Genomic DNA, 22,166 nt, shown 5'->3' with positions numbered 1-22,166 from the left:
TAAAAGACTGATATTATCATAACATATTTTAGCGAATATTGTTGACAATTCCCAGCATTTGGTCAGATAAAGTGATGGATTTTGACTGGAATTGAAGTGCGCGTTGCACCATAAGCATGTTTGTCATTTCCTTACTCAAGTCGACATTCGATCCTTCAAGTGCGCCTTGCTGCAGTCCAATATTATTTCTTTCAGCAAATGTAGCCAAATTCGTAAAAATCGTTCCTTGATCAACTTGCACATCTTGAGAAAGTCCAATTAATGAGTCGCCTTTTTGCTCCATAAACTGCGGTTTGTGGAGAGCGATAACTCCTAAATCAAATTCCCGAGGTTGTCCAGTCGCGCCTTTTGCTTGAAAGCTACCATGATCGGTAACATAATATTCATCAAGCTGATTCGAAAAAATAATCGGTTGATCATCTGCATCTAAAACTGCATGTCCATCTTGAGTAACGAGCATGAGATTTTCATTATCCGTTTGAGTTACATATAAAGCTCCATTACGGGTATATTGAACTTCAGAACCTTCCCCTGTTTGAACTTGAACTTTTAAATATTGATTAGGTTTTGTAAAAGCAAGATCAAGAGAGCGATCCGTTGTTTTAACTGGCCCTTGTGTAGAATTTAAAGAAGACTTCGCAATCTTCGCTCCAACACCTTGACGAATTCCAAGCGGAGATACTCTTCCAACTTCCTTCTCAGGAGAGGATTGATTGTAAATTTCTTGGACTAATAAATCCGTAAATGAAACATCCCTGCTTTTAAATCCTGTAGTTTGGGTATTGCTAATATTATGGCTAATTATATCAAATTGCTTCTGCAATTGATTCATTGTATTCATTGCGGTTGTCATTGAACGATTCATTTAAAATGAACCTCCTAGTGATTCCTTATCCATTAACTCTGCCAATTTCGTTAACAGCTTTTTCCATACTTTTATCGTAAGCCTGTAAAACTTTTTGATTCGCTTCGAATGCTCTATAAGCCGTGAGCATTTCTGTCATAGCCTTCGAAGGATCTACATTAGCTCCCTCAATAAAACCTTGGGAAATAGCATATGTATCGATATTCGCGTTCATGAGCGGCTCGTTATTCTCTGTTCGAAACAGACCGCTCCCTTCCTTAATTAAGGCTTCAGGATTGTCTGTGATCGCTATTCCAAGGCGGGCAACTTCATTCCCATTTTCTAAAATAATTCCTCGATCGGAAACCGTAAATTCTTCGCTGTTCAGCTGGATTCGATTCCCTGCCTCGTCTAATACTGGAAAGCCCTCTGAAGTAGTCAGAAGCCCGTCTGAATCAAGCGTAAAGCTTCCATTTCGAGTATATTTTATTTGATCATTATTTTCCACCGTAAAAAATACAGGTTGATCACTTCGATCCGTTAAAGCCAAATCCATATTACGGTCCGTTTGGCGTAAATCTCCTTGAATAAAACGTGGCAAGATTTCTTGCATATAAACACCTGTATTCAAACTTCCCACTTCACGACTGCCGGTAAATTGGTTTTGACCCCCGATTCTTTGCAAGAGCATTTCTGGAAATGCTCGAATAGCAGCTTGATCTTCTTTGTAGCCAGGAGTATTCATATTAGCTAAATTATTCGTTAGCATCTCTGTGCGACGCTGCTCCGCAAACATACCAGAAGCGGCTGTATAAAATCCTCGTAACATTTTATCACTCCATTTAAGAGTCCTTATCTATTTTATCGACGGAAAGGGGATTATCTTGATAGACAGATTATACCAGATCTGATTCTCAGGCTACGGCAAGATGTAGCCTGGGAACTCACTGTGGGCATTAAATGAAACTGCGTCGAGAAATTCGGTCCATATTCTTCAGCATGATGCCCGTTCCGATTGCTACGGCATCCATTGGCTGTTCGGCAATTAGAACTGGAACTTTAAGCTCCTCAGCTAGCAATTGATCCATACCGTGTAATAAAGCTCCTCCACCTGTTAACATTATACCGCGATCAATAATGTCTGCAGATAGCTCAGGCGGTGTTTTTTCCAAGACAGTTTTCGCTGCATGAACAATTGTTTCAACTGATTCATGTAAAGCTTCTTCAATTTCTTTGGAACGGACGGTAATTGTGCGTGGCAGTCCAGAGACCATATCACGACCACGAATATCCATTTCTTCGTTCCGAGAATCATGAAAAACAGTTCCGATATTAATTTTAATATCTTCGGCTGTACGTTCACCGATTAACAGCTTATACTGTCTTTTGACGTAATTTAGGATTTCGTTATCCATCTTATCTCCAGCCATTTTAATGGAGGAAGATGTGACAACATCACCCATCGACAATACTGCAATATCCGATGTTCCACCGCCAATATCCACTACCATATTCCCGCTTGGCTGAAAGATATCCATCCCTGCACCAATTGCGGCCACTTTTGGCTCTTCTTCAAGATAGATTTTCTTGCCACCGCTCTTTTCAGCAGCTTCTCTAATCGCTTTTTGTTCAACACTTGTTATATTTGTTGGACAACAAATTAGAATTCTAGGTTTCGATAAAAATCCTTTAACATTCAATTTGTTAATAAAATGTTTCAGCATTGATTCTGTTACATCAAAATCAGCAATGACCCCATCTTTTAAAGGACGAATCGCAACAATATTACCAGGTGTTCTCCCAACCATTTTTCTTGCTTCCTCACCAACAGCAAGCACTTTATTCGAATTCTTTTCAATAGCTACAACGGAAGGTTCGTTTAAAACAATTCCTTGCCCCTTTACATGAATCAAAACATTTGCAGTTCCTAAATCAATGCCGATATCCTTTGCAAACATCCCGTAATCCCTTCTTTCCCTTTAAATCTTTATATTTTTATATAGTAAAAAAGTCATTAGTAAGTTTATTCCCTAATTGTTTATTTTACCATACTCTTAAACATTTTTATTCATCTTTTTACAAAATACTTGCTTTTTTGCTAGGCAAATTTCAGGTGGAAGTTTATACCGAATAAACAATATGATAAGGCTATCCAAACAGCATTGGATAGCCTTATCAGGTTCCTATTTAGTTACAATATTCATTTCTTCTTCTTTCTTATATTTTTGTCTAGTTGCTTCACCACCTCGCAAATGTCTAATTGATTTATGATATTCAAGAATCGTTTTGACTTCGTTTGCCAAATCCGGATTAATCTCTGGCAGGCGTTCAGTCAGGTCCTTATGAACTGTACTTTTTGATACTCCGAATTCCTTAGCAATTACGCGAACTGTCTTTCTCGTCTCCACGATATATCTTCCTATCTTGATTGTTCGCTCTTTGATGTAATCGTGCACACCTCTCGCCCTCCCCAAATTGGATGTGAGGAGTGTGAAATGAGACTCGTCTGTATTATATAAATTCTACATTTGCCAACAAGGGTTATTAAATTGAATGCACCCTTCCGCAGCTAGTATTAGTCTAGTAAATGTTCTATTTCAAATCCCTCTCTTTTTTCTGGACTTAAGCATATATTCAACTGAATGTGGCTTCCATAAACGATTACTCACCTCAAACACTCACAATATTTTGTACAGTTTGTATATACTTATTTCCAAGCTAGGAAATATATGCTTAAAATCCATAATATTCCGAATCAATCGGCTGTAAGTTAGAACCTTTCCCATATCATGTTTCGATTTTCAATGACAAAGAGCCAATTATTCCGACGTATTTGATAAAAAATTGCATTTATTTCCCGAGAAATGATTTATTTTTTCTCGAATCAAGGCAAAAAAAGACGAGCCTATTTTAGACTCGTCATACATTTTCATTCATTACTCTTGTTCATCAGCGGGTGGAGTATCTTCCGTTTTATTCTCTTCATCAGTTTCAGTTTCACTTTCAGAGTCAGTTCTACTATCGGAATCTGTTTCATTTCCAGTTTCCAGTTCTTCTTCTGATTGAGACTGATCTGCTCCTACTTGCTCTTCTGCATTATTTTCAGCTGAAGATTCAGTGTGGAGTGCAGTAAGTGGTTGCCCGAAGAAGTTTAACGGATTCATTGCTGTGCTATCTTTCCTAATTTCAAAATGGAGATGGTTTTTTGCCGCCTTGTTTAATTGGCTTGTACCAGATGTTGCTATCACATCACCTTGTTTGACGCTATCTCCAGCCTTAACTTGAATGTCCTTAATAGATTGATAAATGGTAGCAACCCCATTTTCGTGATCAATTTCAATGACATTTCCTAGTAAAGAGTCATCACGTACTGCTGTTACTTTACCACTTAGAGCCGCAAGCACTTCAAACTCTGAACCATCTTTGGCTGCGTAATCAATCCCCATATTAGGATGATATTTATTGCCATTTACTACTAGAGCCATTTCTTGTTCTTCTGCAGATGCATTAATATCGAAAAATTCCGTTACAACTTCGACATCGTCTTGATTTTTCAGAGGTAAAGCAATATCTTCAAAAGTTTGAGTTACTTCGATTGCTTCCCCATCTGGATTATGCCCTAGTAAATCATCTGGATTTTCAGATACATTCGGCTGTTCAGCAATATCTTTATTTGCCGTTTGGAACCAAACAATACCTGAAATGAGCAACGCTGCACAAGCAAGATAAACTGCTGGATATACCCACCGCTTTTTAAGGACTTTTTTCCATCGAGAAGATTGATTCTTTTCTTCCTCTCTCATTTTCATCACCTCTGTCACCATTCTGAACAGAAAATGAGAATAATATACTTGGTGCTGAAATTTTATCCACTTATTTTTCGACAAATGTGAAAAAATTATACAGTTTTTTTGAAATTGGTTAAAATTCCCTTATAAAGAAGGTTTTTTATTGAAAAAAAGCGTTAAATCTCCGTTTTCCGGAGATTCGACGCTTTTATTTAGATACATATTTTTTATCCATAAAATCATTTGCTTTTGTAATACTTACATCCTTGTAATAATGTTCCACTATGTCTCGATAGTTCTTTCCTTCTTTAGCCATTCCATTTGCTCCATATTGACTCATCCCTACGCCGTGACCATATCCTTTTGTCGTAATGATAACGGAGTTCCCGTTTCTTTGCCAAGTAAAATGGGTTGATCTCAAGTCTAACTTTTCTCTGATTTCTCGTCCTGTGAAGGTTTTGTCATTAATTTTAACAGCTGCCACCTTGTTACCTGTCGTCCTTCCAGTGATCGTTCCAATATCTTTGCTATCACTAATTTTCACGCCAAGTTTTTCTTCAAATTCTGCAACACTTAAAGTTTTTTTACTTTCAAACTCGGGAGCTTGAGTATCCCAAGGACTTTCCACACTTTTTAAGTAAGGTATTTTATTTTCCCAATATTCCTCGGAATTCTCTGTAAAACCATTACCTGTTGAAAAAAAGGAGGCTGTAATCGGCTTATCTTGATAAGTTAGGATCTCCCCTTCTGTTGCCTGAACAGCTTCGGTTATTTTTTTATATTTTTTTTCAAAATCTTTTCCCCATTGTTTCTTTAATTCTTCCTTATTTTTAAATACTTGATGGTTCACTGTATCTGTAATATTTGCTCCATCAGGTAGGGATTTATCTTCAGACGAATTAAGCAGGTAGTTCGTAATATATGTTCTGGCCGCAAGTGCTTGAGCTTTTAAAGCTTCTATTTCAAATTCAGCAGGCATTTCCGATGCGACAACGCCTACGACATACTCCTCAAGTGGTAAAGTCTCAATGGTCTCTGTCGCATTCCGAAATACAGCAACCTCTGTTTTTGAGCTATCCACAACCTTTTTAGACTCCTGTTTTAATTCTGATAAGTGAGGGCCATCTTTTTCTTTGGCAGAAGGCAAAACGAGCAGAGACGGTAGTACAAATGTAAGAGCAAGTAAAATACTGACAACAATAAATAGTGGTTTTAATGGTTTCATGCCTATTCCTCCATATTTAATTTTCGATCTGATTTATGTATATGGGCTTGGACAAGCAATTATGATAATTTTAGTATTTGAAAATTATTAAAAACAAAGGAGAGTAATCTATTCGACCATCGAAGGCTCTTCTCTTTCGGTTCGGGAGAATAGGGATGCCCTATTCGACCTTTGGACGACTCGACCTGGCGATTCGGGCGAATAGAGACGTCCTATTCGACCTTTGAAGGACTCGACCTGGCGATTCGGGCGAATAGAGGCGCCCTATTCGACCTTTGGACGACTCGACATGGCGCTTCGGGCGAATAGGGACGTCCTATTCGACCTTTGGACGACTCGACATGGCGCTTCGGGCGAATAGAGACGTCCTATTCGACCTTTGAAAGACTCGACCTGGCACTTCGGGCGAATAGAGATGCCCTATTCGACCTTTGAACGACTCGACCTGGCGATTCGGGCGAATAGAGACGCCCTATTCGACCTTTGAACGACTCGACCTGGCGATTCGGGCGAATAGGGGCGCCCTATTCGACCTTTGGACGACTCGACATGGTGCTTCGGGCGAATAGAGACGCCCTATTCGACCTTTGAAAGACTCGACCGGGCGATTCGGGCGAATAGAGACGCCCTATTCGACCTTTGAAAGACTCGACCTGGCACTTCGGGCGAATAGAGGCGCCCTATTCGACCTTTGAAGGACTCGACCGGGCGATTCGGGCGAATAGGGACGTCCTATTCGACGTTTGGACGACTCGACCGGGCGATTCGGGCGAATAGAGGCGCCCTATTCGACCTTTGAAGGACTCGACCTGGTGCTTCGGGAGAATAGGGACGTCCTATTCGACCTTCGAAGGACTCGACCTAGTGCTTCGGGCGAATAGGGATGCCCTATTCGACCTTTGGAAGACTTTCCCTGGTGCTTCGGGCGAATAGAGATGTTCTATTCGACCTTTGGACGACTCGACCTGGCGATTCGGTCGAATAGGGACGCCCTATTCGACCTTTGGACGACTCGACCTGGCGCTTCGGGCGAATAGAGGCGCCCTATTCGACCTTTGGAGGCGCTTCTCCTGTGCTTCGGACAAATGACCCTTTTCACTCTAATAGAAAAACCAGATACTCAAGTACCTTTAACTAAAAAAATGAGAAAGCCTTGGAAAGACTTTCTCATTTTACTTTTAAATTTCAGCCACTTCGGACTGTGCTTCATCCGTAATCATTTGTTCAATTTCGTCGTTAACTCGCTCTATATCTGCGCCTAATCCACGAAGTTTTAAATGAAAATCTAAATAACCTCTATCTAAGTGTTGTAGTTCCGTTATGCGAGTGTAGCCATCTGCTGCTAAACCAGCAATAATTAGCGCTGCAGCTGCTCTTAGGTCTGTAGCTGCTACTTCTGCTCCTTGAAGTTCACATGGACCAGAAATAATGACAGATCGACCTTCAATTTTAATTTCTGCGTTCATTCTACGGAATTCTTCGACATGCATATAACGGTTTTCAAAAACGGTTTCCGTAATTAATCCTGTTCCTTTTGCACTTAATAGCAAGGCCATTATTTGTGATTGCATATCTGTCGGAAAACCAGGGTGTACCATCGTCTTAATATCGACTGATTTTAAGTGATCAGAACCAATTACACGAAGTCCATCGATCTCTTCAATAATCGTAACACCCATTTCTTCTAGCTTAGCAATAACGGATGACAAGTGTTCAGGAATCGCTCCTTGCACAAGTACATTTCCTTTCGTAATAGCCGCAGCCACCATAAATGTGCCTGCTTCAATTCTGTCTGGAATGACAGTGTGCTCTGTACCATATAGTCTTTCTACACCTTCGATTCGGATTGTCCCTGTTCCAGCACCTTTTACATTAGCTCCCATTTTATTTAGGAAATTAGCAAGGTCGACAATTTCCGGCTCTTTTGCACAGTTTTCAATCACGGTCGTTCCTTCAGCCAATGTTGCAGCCGTCATAATATTTTCTGTTGCTCCAACACTTGGAAAGTCTAAATAGATTTTTGCTCCCTTTAACCGATCCGCTGTAGCTTCAACAAAACCATTATGCACCTTCACTTTTGCTCCCATCGCCTCAAATCCCTTTAAATGGAAATCGATGGGACGGGAACCGATGGCACAACCGCCTGGCAGGGCAATTCTTGCTTTGCCATACCTTCCAAGTAAAGCCCCCATAACCTGTACGGAAGCACGCATTTTGCGCATGAACTCAAATGGAGCTTCTATACCAAGCTCATTTGAAGCATCAATGGTGACAGTTTTATTTTCAAACTCAAAACTCGCATTTAAACTGCGCAATACTTCGCCAATTGTATATACATCGGAGAGAGATGGTACATCCCGAATGATGCTTTTTCCCTCACTGGCTAATAATGATGCAGCGATAATAGGCAATACAGCATTTTTTGCTCCTTCAACTTTAACAATGCCGCTAAGCCTTTTTCCGCCGCGGACGATGATTTTTTCCAAGAGTATTCCCCTCCGCGTCCGTAGTCTTTATATTAATATTCAATCGTCAAGATGGGTGTGCCGACTACGACAGTAGTCCCTGTACCCAAATCGTTTTTTCTCATTCCAATTTGCATATTCATTTGTTTATCGGTAAATGATAAGTTCTGTGTTAAAAGAGAGGAATATGCTGAGATGGATTGAAATTCCTGTTCTTTTATTGATTCAATTTCTTCTGCGTTTAAGGAATTTAGAAATTCGTTTAAAGAAACGTTCATAAATTCTTCGCTTGTTTCATTGAATTCGCCTTTTATACAAGAGAACAAAACGGGCTCCTTGCTAAAAAGTTTGTTAAGTTGCTCACTTGCTGATTCAGAAACGGTATGATTCGTTTCAGAGTTCCAATCAGAACCTTTTAGCTCGTATGAAATATACGATGGAGAATAAATATTTTCCCCATTTACAATTAGTTTAATGATCATACTAAAAGATGGCAGGCTGTCATTGACACCTTGCAATGTGTTAGTTTCCTCGGAAAATGTCCAATTGAAATCAGGAAAATCTGTCATCAACTGAACTTTCTTGTCCGACCACTCATCTTTTGTATTAAAATAAATGGGTTCTCTTGCATATAGAGACCATTCAATCATCTCTCCATGCAAATGCTCCATTGTTTCTGCTAACTCATTCATATCTTTCAAAATGGGATTTGCACTTGTCCTATTCCCATAAAAAATAGTCGTCAAACAGATGAAACAAACAAACAAAATAAAATATAGCTTTTTTTGGTTTTTCACTTTTCTCTCCCCCTCATTAACATTGTTTCCTTTCGAGGGGAAGCCATACGATCAAATTGCCGTCAATATCAGATATTTATCTCATCAATATTCGACATAAATTGTCGCATACTATCAAATCATAACTAAAATTTCATTTCTTGCAAACAGGTAAATAGTCCCATATTTCATTTTAAAACAAAAATTGGATTTGTCTAGACCAATATAAGTAATCAAGGAAAAAATTACTAACAGTTGTTCCAATGACAATCGTTAATAGAATGTAAAGAAGGCGAGCTTGAAAAACGCGATTGGCTTTAATAAATTTATCAAAATGTAATGCTTGCAGTGCGAAAAAAGAGATGCCAATGAAAAATAAATGGGAGAATAACGTTAGTAGAGCTTGTTGACCCAGATCTTCATGCATTCGACTACCCCCTGACATTGTAAATTTCATTACCTACCTATATACACAAAAGCAACACCTTCCGACAACAAAATCGGAAGGTGCCATATTTTGCAAATTAATGATGCTTATACACATTAATACGATTCATGGCCCGCTTCAGTGCCAGTTCTGCACGTCTAAAATCAACTGCATCTTGATTTCCTTGAAGTAAACTTTCAGCACGTTTCTTCGCTTCTTCAGCACGAGCAATATCGATGTGATCTGCCTTTTCGGCTGTTTGAGCAAGAATCGTTACCTTTTCTTGTTGAACTTCTAAAAAGCCGCCATTCACTGCAACATATTCGGTTTGATTGCCAATATTTAGGCGCACAGCTCCGATCTGCAATGGAGCAACCATTGGAATATGCCCTGGCAAGATTCCAAGTTCACCAGATTCAGCTTTCGTGCTAATCATTTCCACTTCACCGTCAAAGACCGGACCATCGGGAGTGACAATACTAACTTGCAATGTCTTCATTTGGAACCCTCCCTATTTTAAACTTCTACGCCCATTTCTTGTGCTTTTTTAATTGCATCTTCAATTGTACCAACTAGGCGGAAAGCGTCCTCAGGCAAGTGGTCATATTTACCTTCAAGTAATTCTTTAAAACCTTGAACTGTTTCTTTAACAGGAACATATGAACCTGGTTGACCTGTAAACTGTTCTGCAACGTGGAAGTTTTGTGACAAGAAAAATTGGATACGACGAGCACGTGCAACAGTTAGTTTATCTTCATCAGAAAGTTCGTCCATACCAAGGATCGCAATAATATCTTGTAACTCTTTATAACGTTGCAATGTTTGCTGAACTTGACGAGCAACTTCATAATGCTCTTCGCCCACAATTTCAGGGGAAAGTGCTCTTGAAGTTGAAGCAAGTGGATCCACCGCAGGATAAATACCCATTTCTGAAAGCTTACGCTCAAGGTTAGTTGTAGCATCTAAGTGAGCGAATGTTGTTGCTGGAGCCGGGTCAGTATAGTCATCCGCAGGAACATAAATTGCTTGAATGGATGTAACTGATCCAACGTTTGTCGATGTAATCCGCTCTTGCAATTGCCCCATCTCTGTAGCAAGTGTTGGTTGGTAACCAACGGCAGAAGGCATCCGTCCAAGTAGTGCCGAAACCTCAGAACCTGCTTGCGTGAAACGGAAGATATTATCGATAAAGAACAACACGTCTTGTCCTTGTTCATCACGGAAATATTCAGCCATAGTTAGACCTGTCAAGGCAACACGCATACGTGCACCAGGAGGTTCGTTCATTTGCCCAAAGACCATCGCGGTTTTGTTAATAACCCCTGAGTCTTTCATTTCATAGTAAAGGTCGTTTCCTTCACGTGTACGTTCACCAACGCCTGCGAAAACGGAAATACCACCGTGTTCTTGGGCGATGTTATTAATTAATTCTTGGATAAGTACTGTTTTACCTACACCCGCACCACCAAAGAGGCCGATTTTACCACCTTTGATATATGGAGCTAGCAAGTCAACAACTTTAATACCTGTTTCAAGTATCTCAACCTCTGTGGAAAGTTGATCAAATTTAGGTGCGTCACGGTGAATCGGATCACGGCGCACATCATTTGCCAATTTTTCATCGAGGTCAATGTTTTCACCTAACACGTTGAAAACACGTCCTAGTGTAACGTCACCGACAGGAACGGAAATTGGTGCACCTTGGTCTTCAACATCCATTCCACGTTGAACACCATCCGTGGATGCCATCGCAATGGCGCGGATCGTATCGTCTCCAAGATGAAGAGCTACTTCAAGTGTTAAATCAATATTGACTTCAGAACTTGTTTTAGCATTATAAGTTACTTTTAATGCATTATAGATGTCAGGGAGTTGACCGCTTGGAAATTTAACGTCAACGACCGGACCCATTACTTGTAGAACCTGTCCTTTGTTCATCTTTTTCCCCTCCTACCTGGGATTTCTTTCTCATTATTTCCGCTTTTCACTGTCTAGCTACAGGCGGCAGCGACTTGCGAACTTTCAGCTTCTTCCTACGATAAGTCAACATCGGTTCGTCCTATCGGACTTACCGTGTTTCCTTTATCTCGTCTGAAGCTTAAAAAGTTCGTACGTCGCTAAGCGCCGCCTTCCGCTTTTCCTATTCTAACGCTGCCGCACCAGCCACGATCTCAGTCAATTCCTGAGTAATAGCTGCTTGACGTGCACGGTTATATGATAGTGTTAAGTTATCAATGAGTTCAGCAGCATTATCTGTTGCACTCTTCATCGCTGTCATTCTTGATGCATGTTCACTTGCCTTTGCATCAAGCAATGCTCCATAAATCAAGCTTTCCGCGTACTGTGGAAGTAATACTTGAAGAATAGCTTCAGCTGATGGCTCATATTCATAGGACATTAATTTCGTACTATTGGCAAGATCAGATAGTGGCAAGATTTTTTTCGTTGTCACTTCCTGAGTAATTGCACTTACATAGTGATTATAGTACATGTAAAGTTCATCGAAAGTTCCATCAGAGAACATAGCTACTGTTTTACTAGTGATTTCCATAATATCCGCGAAATTTGGCTGATCTGGTAAACCGCTAATATCAAGCATAACCTTCATGTTTCTTTTTAGGAAAAAGTCCTTCCCCATCCGTCCGATGGCGATAATGGCGTATTCCTCATCAGATTTATGTCGCTCTTGAATCTTTGAATAGACAGCTCGCAAGACATTACTGTTGTACGCTCCTGCCAATCCACGATCTGCGGTAATCACTAAGTATCCAGTTTTCTTCACTGGCCGTTTTACTAGCATAGGATGATTAACATCATTACTTCCAAGTGCAATACTAGCTACAACTTCTTGAATTTTCTCCATATAAGGTACAAACGATTTTGCATTCGTTTCTGCACGATTCAATTTAGCTGCGGAAACCATTTGCATCGCTTTCGTTATATGGCTTGTTTTCTTTGTCGAGTTGATGCGAGATTTGATATCCCGTAAGGATGCCACGAATTCTCACCATCCTTTCCCAAAGTTCGAACCTCATGTATAAGTGGAACATTCCTTAAAACCGATGTTCCACTTATAAGGATCGATATTTCTTGTAAATGGGTTTTATATTTATTCGCTCTTCGCAAATGTCTTTTTAAATGAGTTAAGTGCTTCGGACACTTTATCATCACTTGGAAGATTACCGGTTGTACGGATCTCCTCAAGTAATTCGGCACGATTATGATCAAGCCAACTATACAAGGAATCTTCAAAACGCATGATGTCATGAACTGGAATGTCATCAAGGAATCCCTTCGTTAGTGCATAAAGGATCATAACTTGCTTCTCAACCTTAATTGGTTTGTTCAAATCTTGTTTCAATACTTCAACAGTACGTTGTCCACGAGCTAATTTAGCTTGAGTGGTTTTATCAAGGTCTGATCCGAATTGAGCAAATGCCTCAAGTTCACGGAAAGACGCCAAGTCAAGACGCAGCGTACCCGCAACCTTCTTCATTGCTTTGATTTGAGCTGATCCACCAACACGGGATACGGAAAGACCGGCGTTAATCGCTGGACGTACACCTGAGAAGAACAAATCGGATTGTAAGAAGATTTGTCCGTCTGTGATGGATATAACGTTTGTTGGAATATAAGCGGAAATATCACCAGCTTGTGTTTCAACGAACGGAAGAGCTGTTAATGAACCTGCTCCTTTAGCATCACTTAGTTTCGCTGCACGCTCCAATAAACGGGAGTGTACGTAGAAAACATCCCCTGGGTAAGCTTCACGGCCTGGAGGGCGACGTAATAGCAAGGAAAGTTCACGGTAAGCAGATGCTTGTTTAGAAAGGTCATCGTAAACAACCAATACATGTTTACCGTTGTACATGAATTCTTCACCCATTGTTACACCAGCATATGGTGCAAGGTAAAGAAGTGGTGCTGGCTGTGAAGCAGATGCTGTCACAACGATTGTGTAATCTAATGCTCCGTGCTTACGTAACGTTTCAACAGCTCCACGCACAGTGGATTCCTTTTGTCCAATCGCTACATATACACAAATCATATCTTGATCTTTTTGATTCAAAATGGCATCAATTGCCACTGTTGTTTTACCAGTTTGGCGGTCACCAATGATCAATTCACGTTGTCCGCGACCAATTGGAACTAAGGCATCAATCGCTTTAATTCCCGTTTGGAGTGGCTCATGAACAGATTTACGATCCATTACGCCTGGTGCTGGGCTTTCAATCGGACGAGTTTTCGTAGTATTGATCGGACCTAAGCCGTCAACAGGTTGCCCAAGAGAGTTAACTACACGACCAATTAGCTCTTCCCCTACAGGAACTTCCATGATACGCCCTGTACGGCGAACTTCATCACCTTCACGAATATCTTTATATGGACCAAGGATAATTATCCCAACGTTAGATTCTTCAAGGTTTTGCGCCATTCCCATAACACCATTAGAGAATTCAACAAGTTCTCCAGCCATGACATTATCCAGTCCATAAACACGGGCGATACCATCCCCGACTTGGATGACTGTACCAACGTCACTAACTTCCATATCAGCCTGATAATTTTCAATTTGCTTTTTTATCAGGGAGCTGATTTCTTCAGCATTAATGCTCATGTATTTCACCCCTCATTTTCTAAGACTTTCATCAAGTTGTAAGTGTTCGTGCTAAACGATCAAGTTGTCCCTTAAGACTACCATCAAAAATACGGTTTCCAATTCTAACCTTAATTCCACCAAGTAAATTACTGTCAACAACATTCTCAATGTTTAAGGAACGTCTATCGACTTTAGCTGCAAATGTCGCAGAAATTAATTCTGTTTCATTTGAAGTAAGCGGTCGAACAGAATAAACTTTCGCTTCTGCCACTCCGCTGTCTCGACTTGCATAATCAATAAACGATTGAGCTACATCTGCAATGTCATTTTCTCGATCACGATCGATTAACAGCATGATCGTATTTAAAACGGCTGGTGACAATTTTGCAAAGATCTCATTGACAATATTCTTTTTTTGTTGAATGGTTAAGTTTGGGGAGGATAATAGTGTGGTGAAAGCCGGATTTTCATTGATGGCCTTTCGGACAACACGAAGTTCCCCTTCAATCTTTTGAACATCATTTGTTTCTTTGGCTAGTTCATAAAGAGCCAAAGCATAGCGTTCTGCGACAACGTTTTGGCTCATTTTTATTCTCCTGCCTTTTGAACGTAGTCATTGATCAATTTTTGTTGATCTTCTTCATTCAGTTCCTTTTCGATTACTTTCGAAGCAATCATGACGGAAAGTGTTGCCACTTGTTCACGTAAAGCAGTAATGGCTTGCTCTTTTTGTTGTTCGATTTCGGCACGCGCAGAATCTTTAATGCGCTCGGCTTCCCCGCGCGCGATTTGAATAATCTCTTCACGCTGCACTTCGCCGTGTTTCTTGGAATTCTCGATCATTTCTTGAGCTTCTTTTCGTGCATCATTTAATAGCTTTTTTTGCTCTTCCAATAGTTTATTGGATTCAACGCGGCTTTTTTCCGCCTCTTCAATTTCAGTTGCGATATAGTCTTCCCGCTTGATCATGATCCCCATTAAAGGACCCCAAGCAACTTTTTTCAATATGAATAGTAACACTAGGAAAGCAAATAATGTGAAAATGACATCTCCACTATTAAACACTTGTTGACCTAGTACCATATTATTTGCAAGCACGTTTGCTTCACTCCCTTCGAATTAAGGCATATCTAGGGTAGGTATTGCCGCGAATAGGCAGGTACCTTCAATATTAGTTATACATAAACGAATGGCGAAGTTTCTCACGAGCTTCGCCATTTTAATCTTGTAAAAGCCCGGATAAGATACAGGCTGGCTATTCTAAATCTTTTTGAATTCAAGAATGCCAGCCTTACCGAGAAAATTATTGATTAGACTCTACCTTGAAGCATGAACGCAATAACGGCACCCATGATCGGAATCGCCTCAACGATACCAACACCGATAAACATAGTTGTTTGAAGCATACCACGAGCTTCTGGTTGACGAGCCATACCTTCAACTGTTTTGGAAACGATCATTCCGTTACCAAGACCTGCTGCTAAAGCGGATAAACCTACTGCAATTGCTGCTGCGATACCATACATTATTATTTTCCTCCTTATTTTTAAAAGAAATATGTTTTCCGTCCATAAAGAACGGTTATATATTAATGGTCGGAACTCACTTTATGCGAGATATAAACCATCGTTAACATTGTGAAGATGAATGCTTGAAGCGCACCTACGAAAATACTAAATCCTTGCCAAGCCATGAGTGGTAGTAAACCACCGATTTTCCCAATCCAACCTGTTGCTGCTAGGGATGCCAGTAGAGAGATTAACACTTCACCAGCATAGATGTTCCCGTAAAGACGCAAACCAAGGCTCAGGGAGTTGGCAAGTTCTTCGATAATTTTAAAAGGAAACATAAATCCAACCGGTTTAAAGAAATCTTTTCCGTATTCTTTGAATCCTCTCATTTTCATCCCATAATAATGAGATAAAAGAATAACCATAACTGAAAGTGTTAATGTAACTGTTGCATCTGCGGTTGGCGATTTCCACCAAAGCTCACCATTAAACTCCATGGCAAATGGCAAACCTAGTATATTAGCTACAAAGATAAACATTAGCAGCGTAATACCTAATAGATGAAAGTTTCCACCTGTTCTCCAGTCCATATTACTATTGATGATTCCTTTTACAAAGTCCATAATCCATTCCATGAAGTTTTGCATACCAGTCGGTTTCATTTCAAGCCTTCTAGTACCAATCACGGCGATAAGAATCACAATTACAGCTGTAACCGTAATCATCAACACATTGGACAAATTGAATGTAAGTCCCGCAAACTCCTGTAATGGTGCTTTGTGTTCCAATAAAATTCACCTCTCTTCCGACTAGTTACGCGGTTTGAAAATTTGCATAATGACAAAATCTATCATAACAACAACATAGGCTGTCACTATTCCAATTATAACACTTATTAAGTGAAAAACAGTAGGATATTTTGTTGCAACAAATACGGCCAAAATCACAGCAGCCATCCGAATTAATGTACCCATGCCATATGCTTTTTTGCCTTCTGTTACAACCTTTTCAATCCGCTTTGTTTTCCTGTAAAGATTCCAATGATTGAATAAACTAACTGCGGTACCGAGAATAAGACCCATAAAAATAGTTTTGTATTCTGTAAAACCCCAACCAAGTACGAGAATGGACAATAAATACAGCATGTATTTACAATGTCTATAGAATAATTGTTGAAGTTCTGGCATATTTTATAGTCTCCTAAAATGTCGAACCTTGAGGTATAATCAGCAGAATAAAACAGGATATGTAGTCGGTTTCCGTTATGAAATACGTTAATATGTAAGTGGTCTCATCCCGACTAATAAAAGCGGTTTTTGCCGTGTATTCACAGCTTTTTTTAGCATACAATAGCACTATATCAATGTCAATGAGTTTTCTATCAATTTAGTAGTTGGTATTTTGTAGAAATTCAGTATTTGTTCACAAAATCCCAACATTTCAGCGTTTTTCATTTTTCAACATTTTTCCTTAAAAATTTTCGGGGCGATCCGCTCTTTTTTTGTAGTGATAAAGAAGAGCTTCGCAAATTCTAGATGATGCTTTTCCATCTCCATATGGATTTGCTGCATGGGCCATTTTTTTATAATCTTGTTCATTTGTTAATAGCTCCATTGCAAGTTGGTAGATTGTCTCTTCCTCTATCCCTGCTAATTTCAATGTTCCCGCATCGATTCCTTCCGGACGCTCCGTCGTATCTCTTAATACGAGAACAGGAACACCTAGTGATGGTGCTTCTTCCTGAACTCCACCTGAATCCGTTAGAATTAAATAAGCTCTGTTTGCAAAATTATGGAAGTCAATGACATCAAGCGGTTCGATTAAATGAATTCGATCATCATTTCCAAGAATTTCATCCGCTAGTTCGCGAACGACTGGATTCAAGTGAACCGGATAAACTACTTGCACATCGGGTTGCTCTTGAACAATTCGTTTTATTGCCCTAAACATATTGCGCATCGGCTCTCCTAAATTTTCTCGGCGATGAGCAGTCATAAGAATTAGACGATCGTCTCCGAGCTTTTCGAGCACTTCGTGGTTATACTCTTTTTTTACTGTAGTTTGTAATGCATCAATTGCAGTATTCCCTGTGATAAAAATAGCCTCAGCATGTTTACCTTCATTTAAAAGATTCGTTGCTGCCTTTTCAGTTGGTGCAAAGTGTAAATCAGCAAGAACTCCTGTTAACTGCCGGTTCATTTCTTCTGGAAATGGGGAGTGCTTATTCCAAGTTCGAAGGCCTGCTTCAACATGCCCAACTTCGATTTGATTATAAAAGGCTGCTAGACTTGCAATAAAAGTTGTAGAAGTGTCCCCATGGACAAGGACAATGTCTGGCTTTACTTCTTTCATAACACGATCAAGTCCCTCGAGTCCTCGAGTGGCGACGTCTATGAGCGTTTGGCGATCTTTCATAATGTTTAGATCATAGTCAGGAGTAATCCCGAAAATTCCCAAAACTTGATCAAGCATTTGCCGATGTTGAGCCGTTACTGTTACGATCGACTCAAATTGATTTGACCGTTTTTTTAGCTCCAAAACAAGGGGTGCCATTTTTACAGCTTCTGGTCTTGTCCCAAAAATAGACATTACTTTTATTCGTCTTTCCATTACCTTCCTCCCCTTCTCAGTATAGTAAAGAAGGTGAGAATGATCATCCCACCTTAGTCCTTTATAACTTTATTTTGTTCCAAATAACCGATCGCCGGCATCTCCTAGCCCAGGAACGATATATCCTTTTTCATTCAATTTTTCATCTAGCCCCGCAATATATATATCAATATCAGGGTGTGCCTTCTGCATCGCTTCTACACCTTCAGGAGCGGCAATTAAGCACATAAATTTAATGTTTTTTGCGCCGCGAGTTTTTAATGATTCAGCAGCAGCAATAGCTGATCCTCCAGTAGCGAGCATCGGATCAACTAGAATTAATTCTCTGTCTGCAATATCATTAGGAAGTTTCACATAATATTCAACAGGTTTTAATGTTTCAGGGTCACGATATAAACCAACATGTCCCACTTTAGCAGCTGGGATCAAGTTTAAAATTCCATCCACCATACCAATTCCGGCTCGAAGAATAGGAATAATTCCAAGTTTTTTTCCAGCTAAAACTTTTGACTTTGCGGTAGCGACAGGTGTTTCAACATCTACCTCTTCAAGGGACATATCTCTTGTGATTTCAAACATCATTAGAGTTGCAACTTCATCTACAAGTTCACGAAACTCCTTTGTCCCTGTGTTCTTATCCCGAATATATGTCATTTTGTGTTGGATGAGAGGATGATCGAACACATATACTTTAGCCATGGTATCTCTCCTTTAATGTTAATCTTGCCGAAATTTGCGGATTTTTGTCTTCTGCGTCAATCAGCTTACCTCTGATTATTTTACAGAAAAGATATGAGCGGAGCAAGGGAAAGGGGGAGAATCTGCAATTATATTAGGATGAGGGCAAATACTTAGTTGAAAGAGCGTGGTTTCTTGAAGGGATTCGCTGGATTCTTTCGACTTTTGGGAGGGATTTCGCGAATTCCGGTGGAAATTTTTTGAATTTGCTGGAGATTTCGCGACTCTGCGAGATATTCTTTTAAATTTGTTGAGAATTTCACGACTTTGAGAGATATTCTTTTACTTCGGTGAGATTTTCACGACTTAAACAGATATTCTTTTAAATTTGTTGAGAATTTCGCGACTTTAAGAGATAATCTTTTAACTGCGCTAGGATTTTCACGACTTCAGAATATAATCTTTTAACTGCGCTCCGATTTTCGCAACTTCAAGAATTAATTTCTTACTTGCTCGGAATCTCCCGACTTCAATGGATACTCCGTTAACTAACCTTTTTCTCCATAAGAAAAACCGGCCGTGGAGCCGGTCTTTTCTTATTCATATAATGAAAACTTAGCCGTTAAAGCTTCAACGCGATTACGTGCTTCAGCTAATTTAGCTTCGTCATCATGATTTTTCAATACAAGTCCAATAAGGGATGCAATTTCGTCCATCTCTTCAGGACCAAAACCTCTTGAAGTAACGGCTGGCGTTCCGATCCGGATTCCGCTTGTTGTGAACGGACCTTCTGGATCGAATGGGATTGTATTTTTATTAACTGTAATTCCAACCTCGTCCAAAACTTTTTCAGCCACTTTTCCAGTTAGGCCGATTGGTCGTAAATCGACTAAAAGTAAATGATTGTCTGTACCGTCAGAAACGAGATTCAGGCCTTCCTTTTTCAAAGATTCGCCAAGGCGCTTAGCGTTATCAATAATATTTTGACTGTAGACTTTAAATTCCTCTGTTAATGCTTCACCAAATGCAACTGCTTTTGCAGCAATAACGTGCATAAGTGGACCACCTTGAATCCCAGGGAAAACGGATTTGTCAATTTTCTTAGCGAATTCCTCTTTACATAGAATCATTCCGCCACGAGGTCCGCGCAATGTTTTGTGGGTTGTCGTCGTGACAAATTCGCAATATGGAACTGGATTCGGATGAAGGCCAGCTGCTACTAGACCAGCGATATGCGCCATATCCGTCATTAAATAAGCACCGACTTCATCTGCAATTTCACGGAACTTTTTAAAATCAATAATCCGTGGGTAAGCGCTCGCCCCAACTACGATCAGTTTCGGTTTATGTTCTAGAGCTTTTTGCCGAACATCTTCATAATTTATGCGATGGTCGACTTCATCTACTCCATACTCAACAAAATTATATTGAACACCGCTGAAATTCACAGGGCTACCATGTGTTAAATGACCGCCGTGTGACAAGTTCATGCCAAGGACAGTATCTCCAGGCTCTAGTACTGTAAAATAGACAGCCATATTCGCTTGAGCACCGGAATGCGGCTGTACGTTTACATGTTCTGCGCCAAAGATTTCTTTTGCACGGTCGCGAGCAAGATCTTCCGCGATATCAACATATTCACAGCCGCCATAATAACGGCGACCAGGATAACCTTCTGCATATTTATTCGTTAAAACTGACCCTTGAGCCTCCATAACAGCGGAGCTTACAAAGTTTTCTGATGCAATTAATTCAATTTTCGTCCGCTGCCGTTTTAATTCTTTTTGAATGGCTTCATACACTTGCGGATCTTGGTTAGCGAGGTTACTCATTTTATCCGTTCCCCCTTCATCTTTTTGACAATTTTCAAGTTTTAAATTCCATCTCATTCTACCACGGTAGAGAAGCAATGCCAAACGATTTTTTCATTTTTTGAAGCTAAATCCTAACATTTAGGACATACATCCTATTAAATGTTCAGCTTTAGGCAAACATCATTCATATATAGCTCTTGCTCCACCAATTAACTTCGGTCTCGTTGTAGCTAATGTTACATGGGCATTGCCTAATTGTTTTTGCGAGATGCGAATTGGGACGGCTACATGCTTCAAATGCATTCCTATAAACGTATCACCAATATCAATACCAGCATCAGCCTTAATAAACTCAACGACAATCGGATCTTCAAAATGTTGATAAGCAAATGTAGCCATTGACCCGCCAGCTGTCGGGGCTGGAATTACAGATACTTCTTCCCATCCGTGTTTTTGGGCCGTTTTTTTCTCTGTAACGAGAGCACGGTTCAAATGTTCACAACACTGAAAGGCTAGCGCAAATCCATGCTCTTGTGCATAGTTCCGCAGCTCTTCAAAGATAACCTTTGCTGTTTCCATTGATCCTGACGTTCCTATTTTTTCACCCGCGATTTCCGAAGTGGAACAGCCAACCACTAACACCTTGCCAGGCCCTAGATTCAATTGATCCTTACATTCTTGAGTGATTCGCTGCATCTGATTCATCCATTCACTCAAAGGTAGAGTCAAGTTGTTACCTCCCTTACCACTATTCGACAAATTTCGGGGCGTGTCCAGCTCCAGGCAGCAGCGCCTAGCAAACTTTCGGTTTCTTCCTACGATAAGTCAACATCGGCTCGTTCCTCGCCGTGTTTCCTATATCTTGTCAGAAAACCTAAAAAGTTTGTACGGCGCTAAACGCTGCCTTCCGCTTTTCTTTGTGCCAGGCACCTTATTCTTCGTAATGGGTAATTTTTTCGATTCGCTTTTGGTGGCGTCCACCTTCAAATTCTGTTTCAAGCCAAGTTTTAGCAATTTCCCGAGCAAGGCCTGGGCCGATCACACGCTCTCCCATCGCAAGGACGTTGCTGTTATTATGGAGACGGGTCATTTTGGCACTGAAAAGATCATGGACAAGTGCACAACGAATGCCCTTTACTTTATTGGCCGATATACTCATTCCAATTCCCGTCCCACAGATTAAAATCCCTCGGTCAAATTCCCCGTTTGCCACTTTCTCAGCAACTGGAAGAGCATAATCCGGATAATCAACAGAGCCTTCACAGTTACAGCCAAAGTCCTCGTATTCAATGCCCATCTCGTCCAATAAATGTTTAATATCTTCTCGAATATGGATTCCTCCATGGTCTGATGCCAATGCCACTTTCATAATTACAGTCCTCCTTAATGAATAGACACTCTTTTAAAAGAGTGTCTTCTTTTTCTTTT

Annotated in this window: 23 protein-coding genes; all 23 read right to left on the bottom strand. The window is 40.2% G+C overall.

Annotated elements, in window-relative coordinates; genetic code table 11:
• Positions 1 to 28 precede the first annotated feature (28 nt).
• The 23 genes from BN1243_RS16135 to rpiB all read right to left on the bottom strand — a co-directional run bounded on the left by BN1243_RS16135 (position 29) and on the right by rpiB (position 22,107).
• Complete coding sequence (locus BN1243_RS16135) at positions 29 to 865, bottom strand: flagellar hook-basal body protein (RefSeq protein ID WP_062108496.1); 837 nt, start codon at positions 863 to 865, stop codon at positions 29 to 31.
• A gap of 25 nt (positions 866 to 890) precedes the next feature.
• Positions 891 to 1,673 (bottom strand): flagellar hook-basal body protein, encoded by a 783-nt coding sequence (locus BN1243_RS16130; protein ID WP_062108495.1) that lies wholly within the window; start codon positions 1,671 to 1,673, stop codon positions 891 to 893.
• 127 nt (positions 1,674 to 1,800) lie between these two features.
• Positions 1,801 to 2,802: a rod shape-determining protein gene (gene mreB, locus BN1243_RS16125; protein ID WP_062108494.1), complete on the bottom strand. Its 1,002-nt coding sequence runs from the start codon at positions 2,800 to 2,802 to the stop codon at positions 1,801 to 1,803.
• A gap of 225 nt (positions 2,803 to 3,027) precedes the next feature.
• Positions 3,028 to 3,300, bottom strand: a complete 273-nt coding sequence (gene spoIIID / locus BN1243_RS16120) for a sporulation transcriptional regulator SpoIIID (protein WP_062108492.1) — start codon at positions 3,298 to 3,300, stop codon at positions 3,028 to 3,030.
• Positions 3,301 to 3,780: 480 nt separating this feature from the next.
• A complete protein-coding gene (locus tag BN1243_RS16115) occupies positions 3,781 to 4,668 on the bottom strand; it encodes a stage II sporulation protein SpoIIQ (RefSeq protein WP_084781985.1) in 888 nt (295 codons plus the stop codon).
• A 172-nt stretch (positions 4,669 to 4,840) separates the two neighbouring features.
• Complete coding sequence (spoIID, locus tag BN1243_RS16110) at positions 4,841 to 5,857, bottom strand: stage II sporulation protein D (protein ID WP_062108488.1); 1,017 nt, start codon at positions 5,855 to 5,857, stop codon at positions 4,841 to 4,843.
• A 1,178-nt stretch (positions 5,858 to 7,035) separates the two neighbouring features.
• On the bottom strand, positions 7,036 to 8,343 hold the full coding sequence (gene murA / locus BN1243_RS16105) for a UDP-N-acetylglucosamine 1-carboxyvinyltransferase (RefSeq protein ID WP_062108486.1): 1,308 nt from the start codon (positions 8,341 to 8,343) through the stop codon (positions 7,036 to 7,038).
• Between the two features lie 32 nt (positions 8,344 to 8,375).
• Entirely contained in the window at positions 8,376 to 9,119 is a 744-nt protein-coding gene (locus tag BN1243_RS16100; protein ID WP_062108484.1) for a YwmB family TATA-box binding protein, read from the bottom strand.
• A 172-nt stretch (positions 9,120 to 9,291) separates the two neighbouring features.
• Positions 9,292 to 9,525 carry a DUF1146 family protein gene (locus BN1243_RS16095; protein WP_062108482.1) on the bottom strand — a complete coding sequence of 78 codons (234 nt, stop codon included), beginning with the start codon at positions 9,523 to 9,525 and terminating at the stop codon, positions 9,292 to 9,294.
• A 97-nt stretch (positions 9,526 to 9,622) separates the two neighbouring features.
• A complete protein-coding gene (locus tag BN1243_RS16090; RefSeq protein ID WP_062108479.1) occupies positions 9,623 to 10,024 on the bottom strand; it encodes a F0F1 ATP synthase subunit epsilon in 402 nt (133 codons plus the stop codon).
• A 17-nt stretch (positions 10,025 to 10,041) separates the two neighbouring features.
• A complete protein-coding gene (atpD, locus tag BN1243_RS16085) occupies positions 10,042 to 11,463 on the bottom strand; it encodes a F0F1 ATP synthase subunit beta (RefSeq protein WP_062108477.1) in 1,422 nt (473 codons plus the stop codon).
• 202 nt (positions 11,464 to 11,665) lie between these two features.
• Entirely contained in the window at positions 11,666 to 12,523 is an 858-nt protein-coding gene (locus tag BN1243_RS16080) for a F0F1 ATP synthase subunit gamma (protein WP_062108476.1), read from the bottom strand.
• 111 nt (positions 12,524 to 12,634) lie between these two features.
• The gene (gene atpA, locus BN1243_RS16075; RefSeq protein WP_062108474.1) at positions 12,635 to 14,143 is read right to left on the bottom strand and encodes a F0F1 ATP synthase subunit alpha; all 1,509 of its coding nucleotides are present in this window, start codon (positions 14,141 to 14,143) and stop codon (positions 12,635 to 12,637) included.
• Between the two features lie 31 nt (positions 14,144 to 14,174).
• Positions 14,175 to 14,711, bottom strand: a complete 537-nt coding sequence (locus BN1243_RS16070) for a F0F1 ATP synthase subunit delta (RefSeq protein ID WP_062108472.1) — start codon at positions 14,709 to 14,711, stop codon at positions 14,175 to 14,177.
• A 2-nt stretch (positions 14,712 to 14,713) separates the two neighbouring features.
• A complete protein-coding gene (gene atpF / locus BN1243_RS16065; RefSeq protein WP_062108470.1) occupies positions 14,714 to 15,223 on the bottom strand; it encodes a F0F1 ATP synthase subunit B in 510 nt (169 codons plus the stop codon).
• A 212-nt stretch (positions 15,224 to 15,435) separates the two neighbouring features.
• Complete coding sequence (gene atpE / locus BN1243_RS16060) at positions 15,436 to 15,651, bottom strand: F0F1 ATP synthase subunit C (protein WP_062108468.1); 216 nt, start codon at positions 15,649 to 15,651, stop codon at positions 15,436 to 15,438.
• Positions 15,652 to 15,713: 62 nt separating this feature from the next.
• Positions 15,714 to 16,424: a F0F1 ATP synthase subunit A gene (gene atpB, locus BN1243_RS16055; RefSeq protein ID WP_062108467.1), complete on the bottom strand. Its 711-nt coding sequence runs from the start codon at positions 16,422 to 16,424 to the stop codon at positions 15,714 to 15,716.
• A 21-nt stretch (positions 16,425 to 16,445) separates the two neighbouring features.
• Positions 16,446 to 16,823 carry an ATP synthase subunit I gene (locus tag BN1243_RS16050; RefSeq protein ID WP_062108466.1) on the bottom strand — a complete coding sequence of 126 codons (378 nt, stop codon included), beginning with the start codon at positions 16,821 to 16,823 and terminating at the stop codon, positions 16,446 to 16,448.
• Positions 16,824 to 17,106: 283 nt separating this feature from the next.
• Positions 17,107 to 18,246, bottom strand: a complete 1,140-nt coding sequence (gene wecB, locus BN1243_RS16045) for a non-hydrolyzing UDP-N-acetylglucosamine 2-epimerase (protein WP_062108465.1) — start codon at positions 18,244 to 18,246, stop codon at positions 17,107 to 17,109.
• Between the two features lie 69 nt (positions 18,247 to 18,315).
• Positions 18,316 to 18,945 carry a uracil phosphoribosyltransferase gene (gene upp, locus BN1243_RS16040; protein ID WP_062108464.1) on the bottom strand — a complete coding sequence of 210 codons (630 nt, stop codon included), beginning with the start codon at positions 18,943 to 18,945 and terminating at the stop codon, positions 18,316 to 18,318.
• A 575-nt stretch (positions 18,946 to 19,520) separates the two neighbouring features.
• On the bottom strand, positions 19,521 to 20,756 hold the full coding sequence (gene glyA / locus BN1243_RS16035; RefSeq protein ID WP_062108462.1) for a serine hydroxymethyltransferase: 1,236 nt from the start codon (positions 20,754 to 20,756) through the stop codon (positions 19,521 to 19,523).
• A gap of 162 nt (positions 20,757 to 20,918) precedes the next feature.
• Positions 20,919 to 21,467, bottom strand: a complete 549-nt coding sequence (locus BN1243_RS16030) for a TIGR01440 family protein (protein ID WP_062108461.1) — start codon at positions 21,465 to 21,467, stop codon at positions 20,919 to 20,921.
• 202 nt (positions 21,468 to 21,669) lie between these two features.
• Positions 21,670 to 22,107 (bottom strand): ribose 5-phosphate isomerase B, encoded by a 438-nt coding sequence (gene rpiB / locus BN1243_RS16025; protein WP_062108459.1) that lies wholly within the window; start codon positions 22,105 to 22,107, stop codon positions 21,670 to 21,672.
• Positions 22,108 to 22,166: the final 59 nt, after the last annotated feature.

Source organism: Bacillus niameyensis (assembly GCF_001375535.1).
GTDB classification, from domain to species: Bacteria; Bacillota; Bacilli; order Bacillales; family Bacillaceae_C; genus Lederbergia; species Lederbergia niameyensis.
This window is presented reverse-complemented; position numbering and strand designations above follow the sequence as displayed.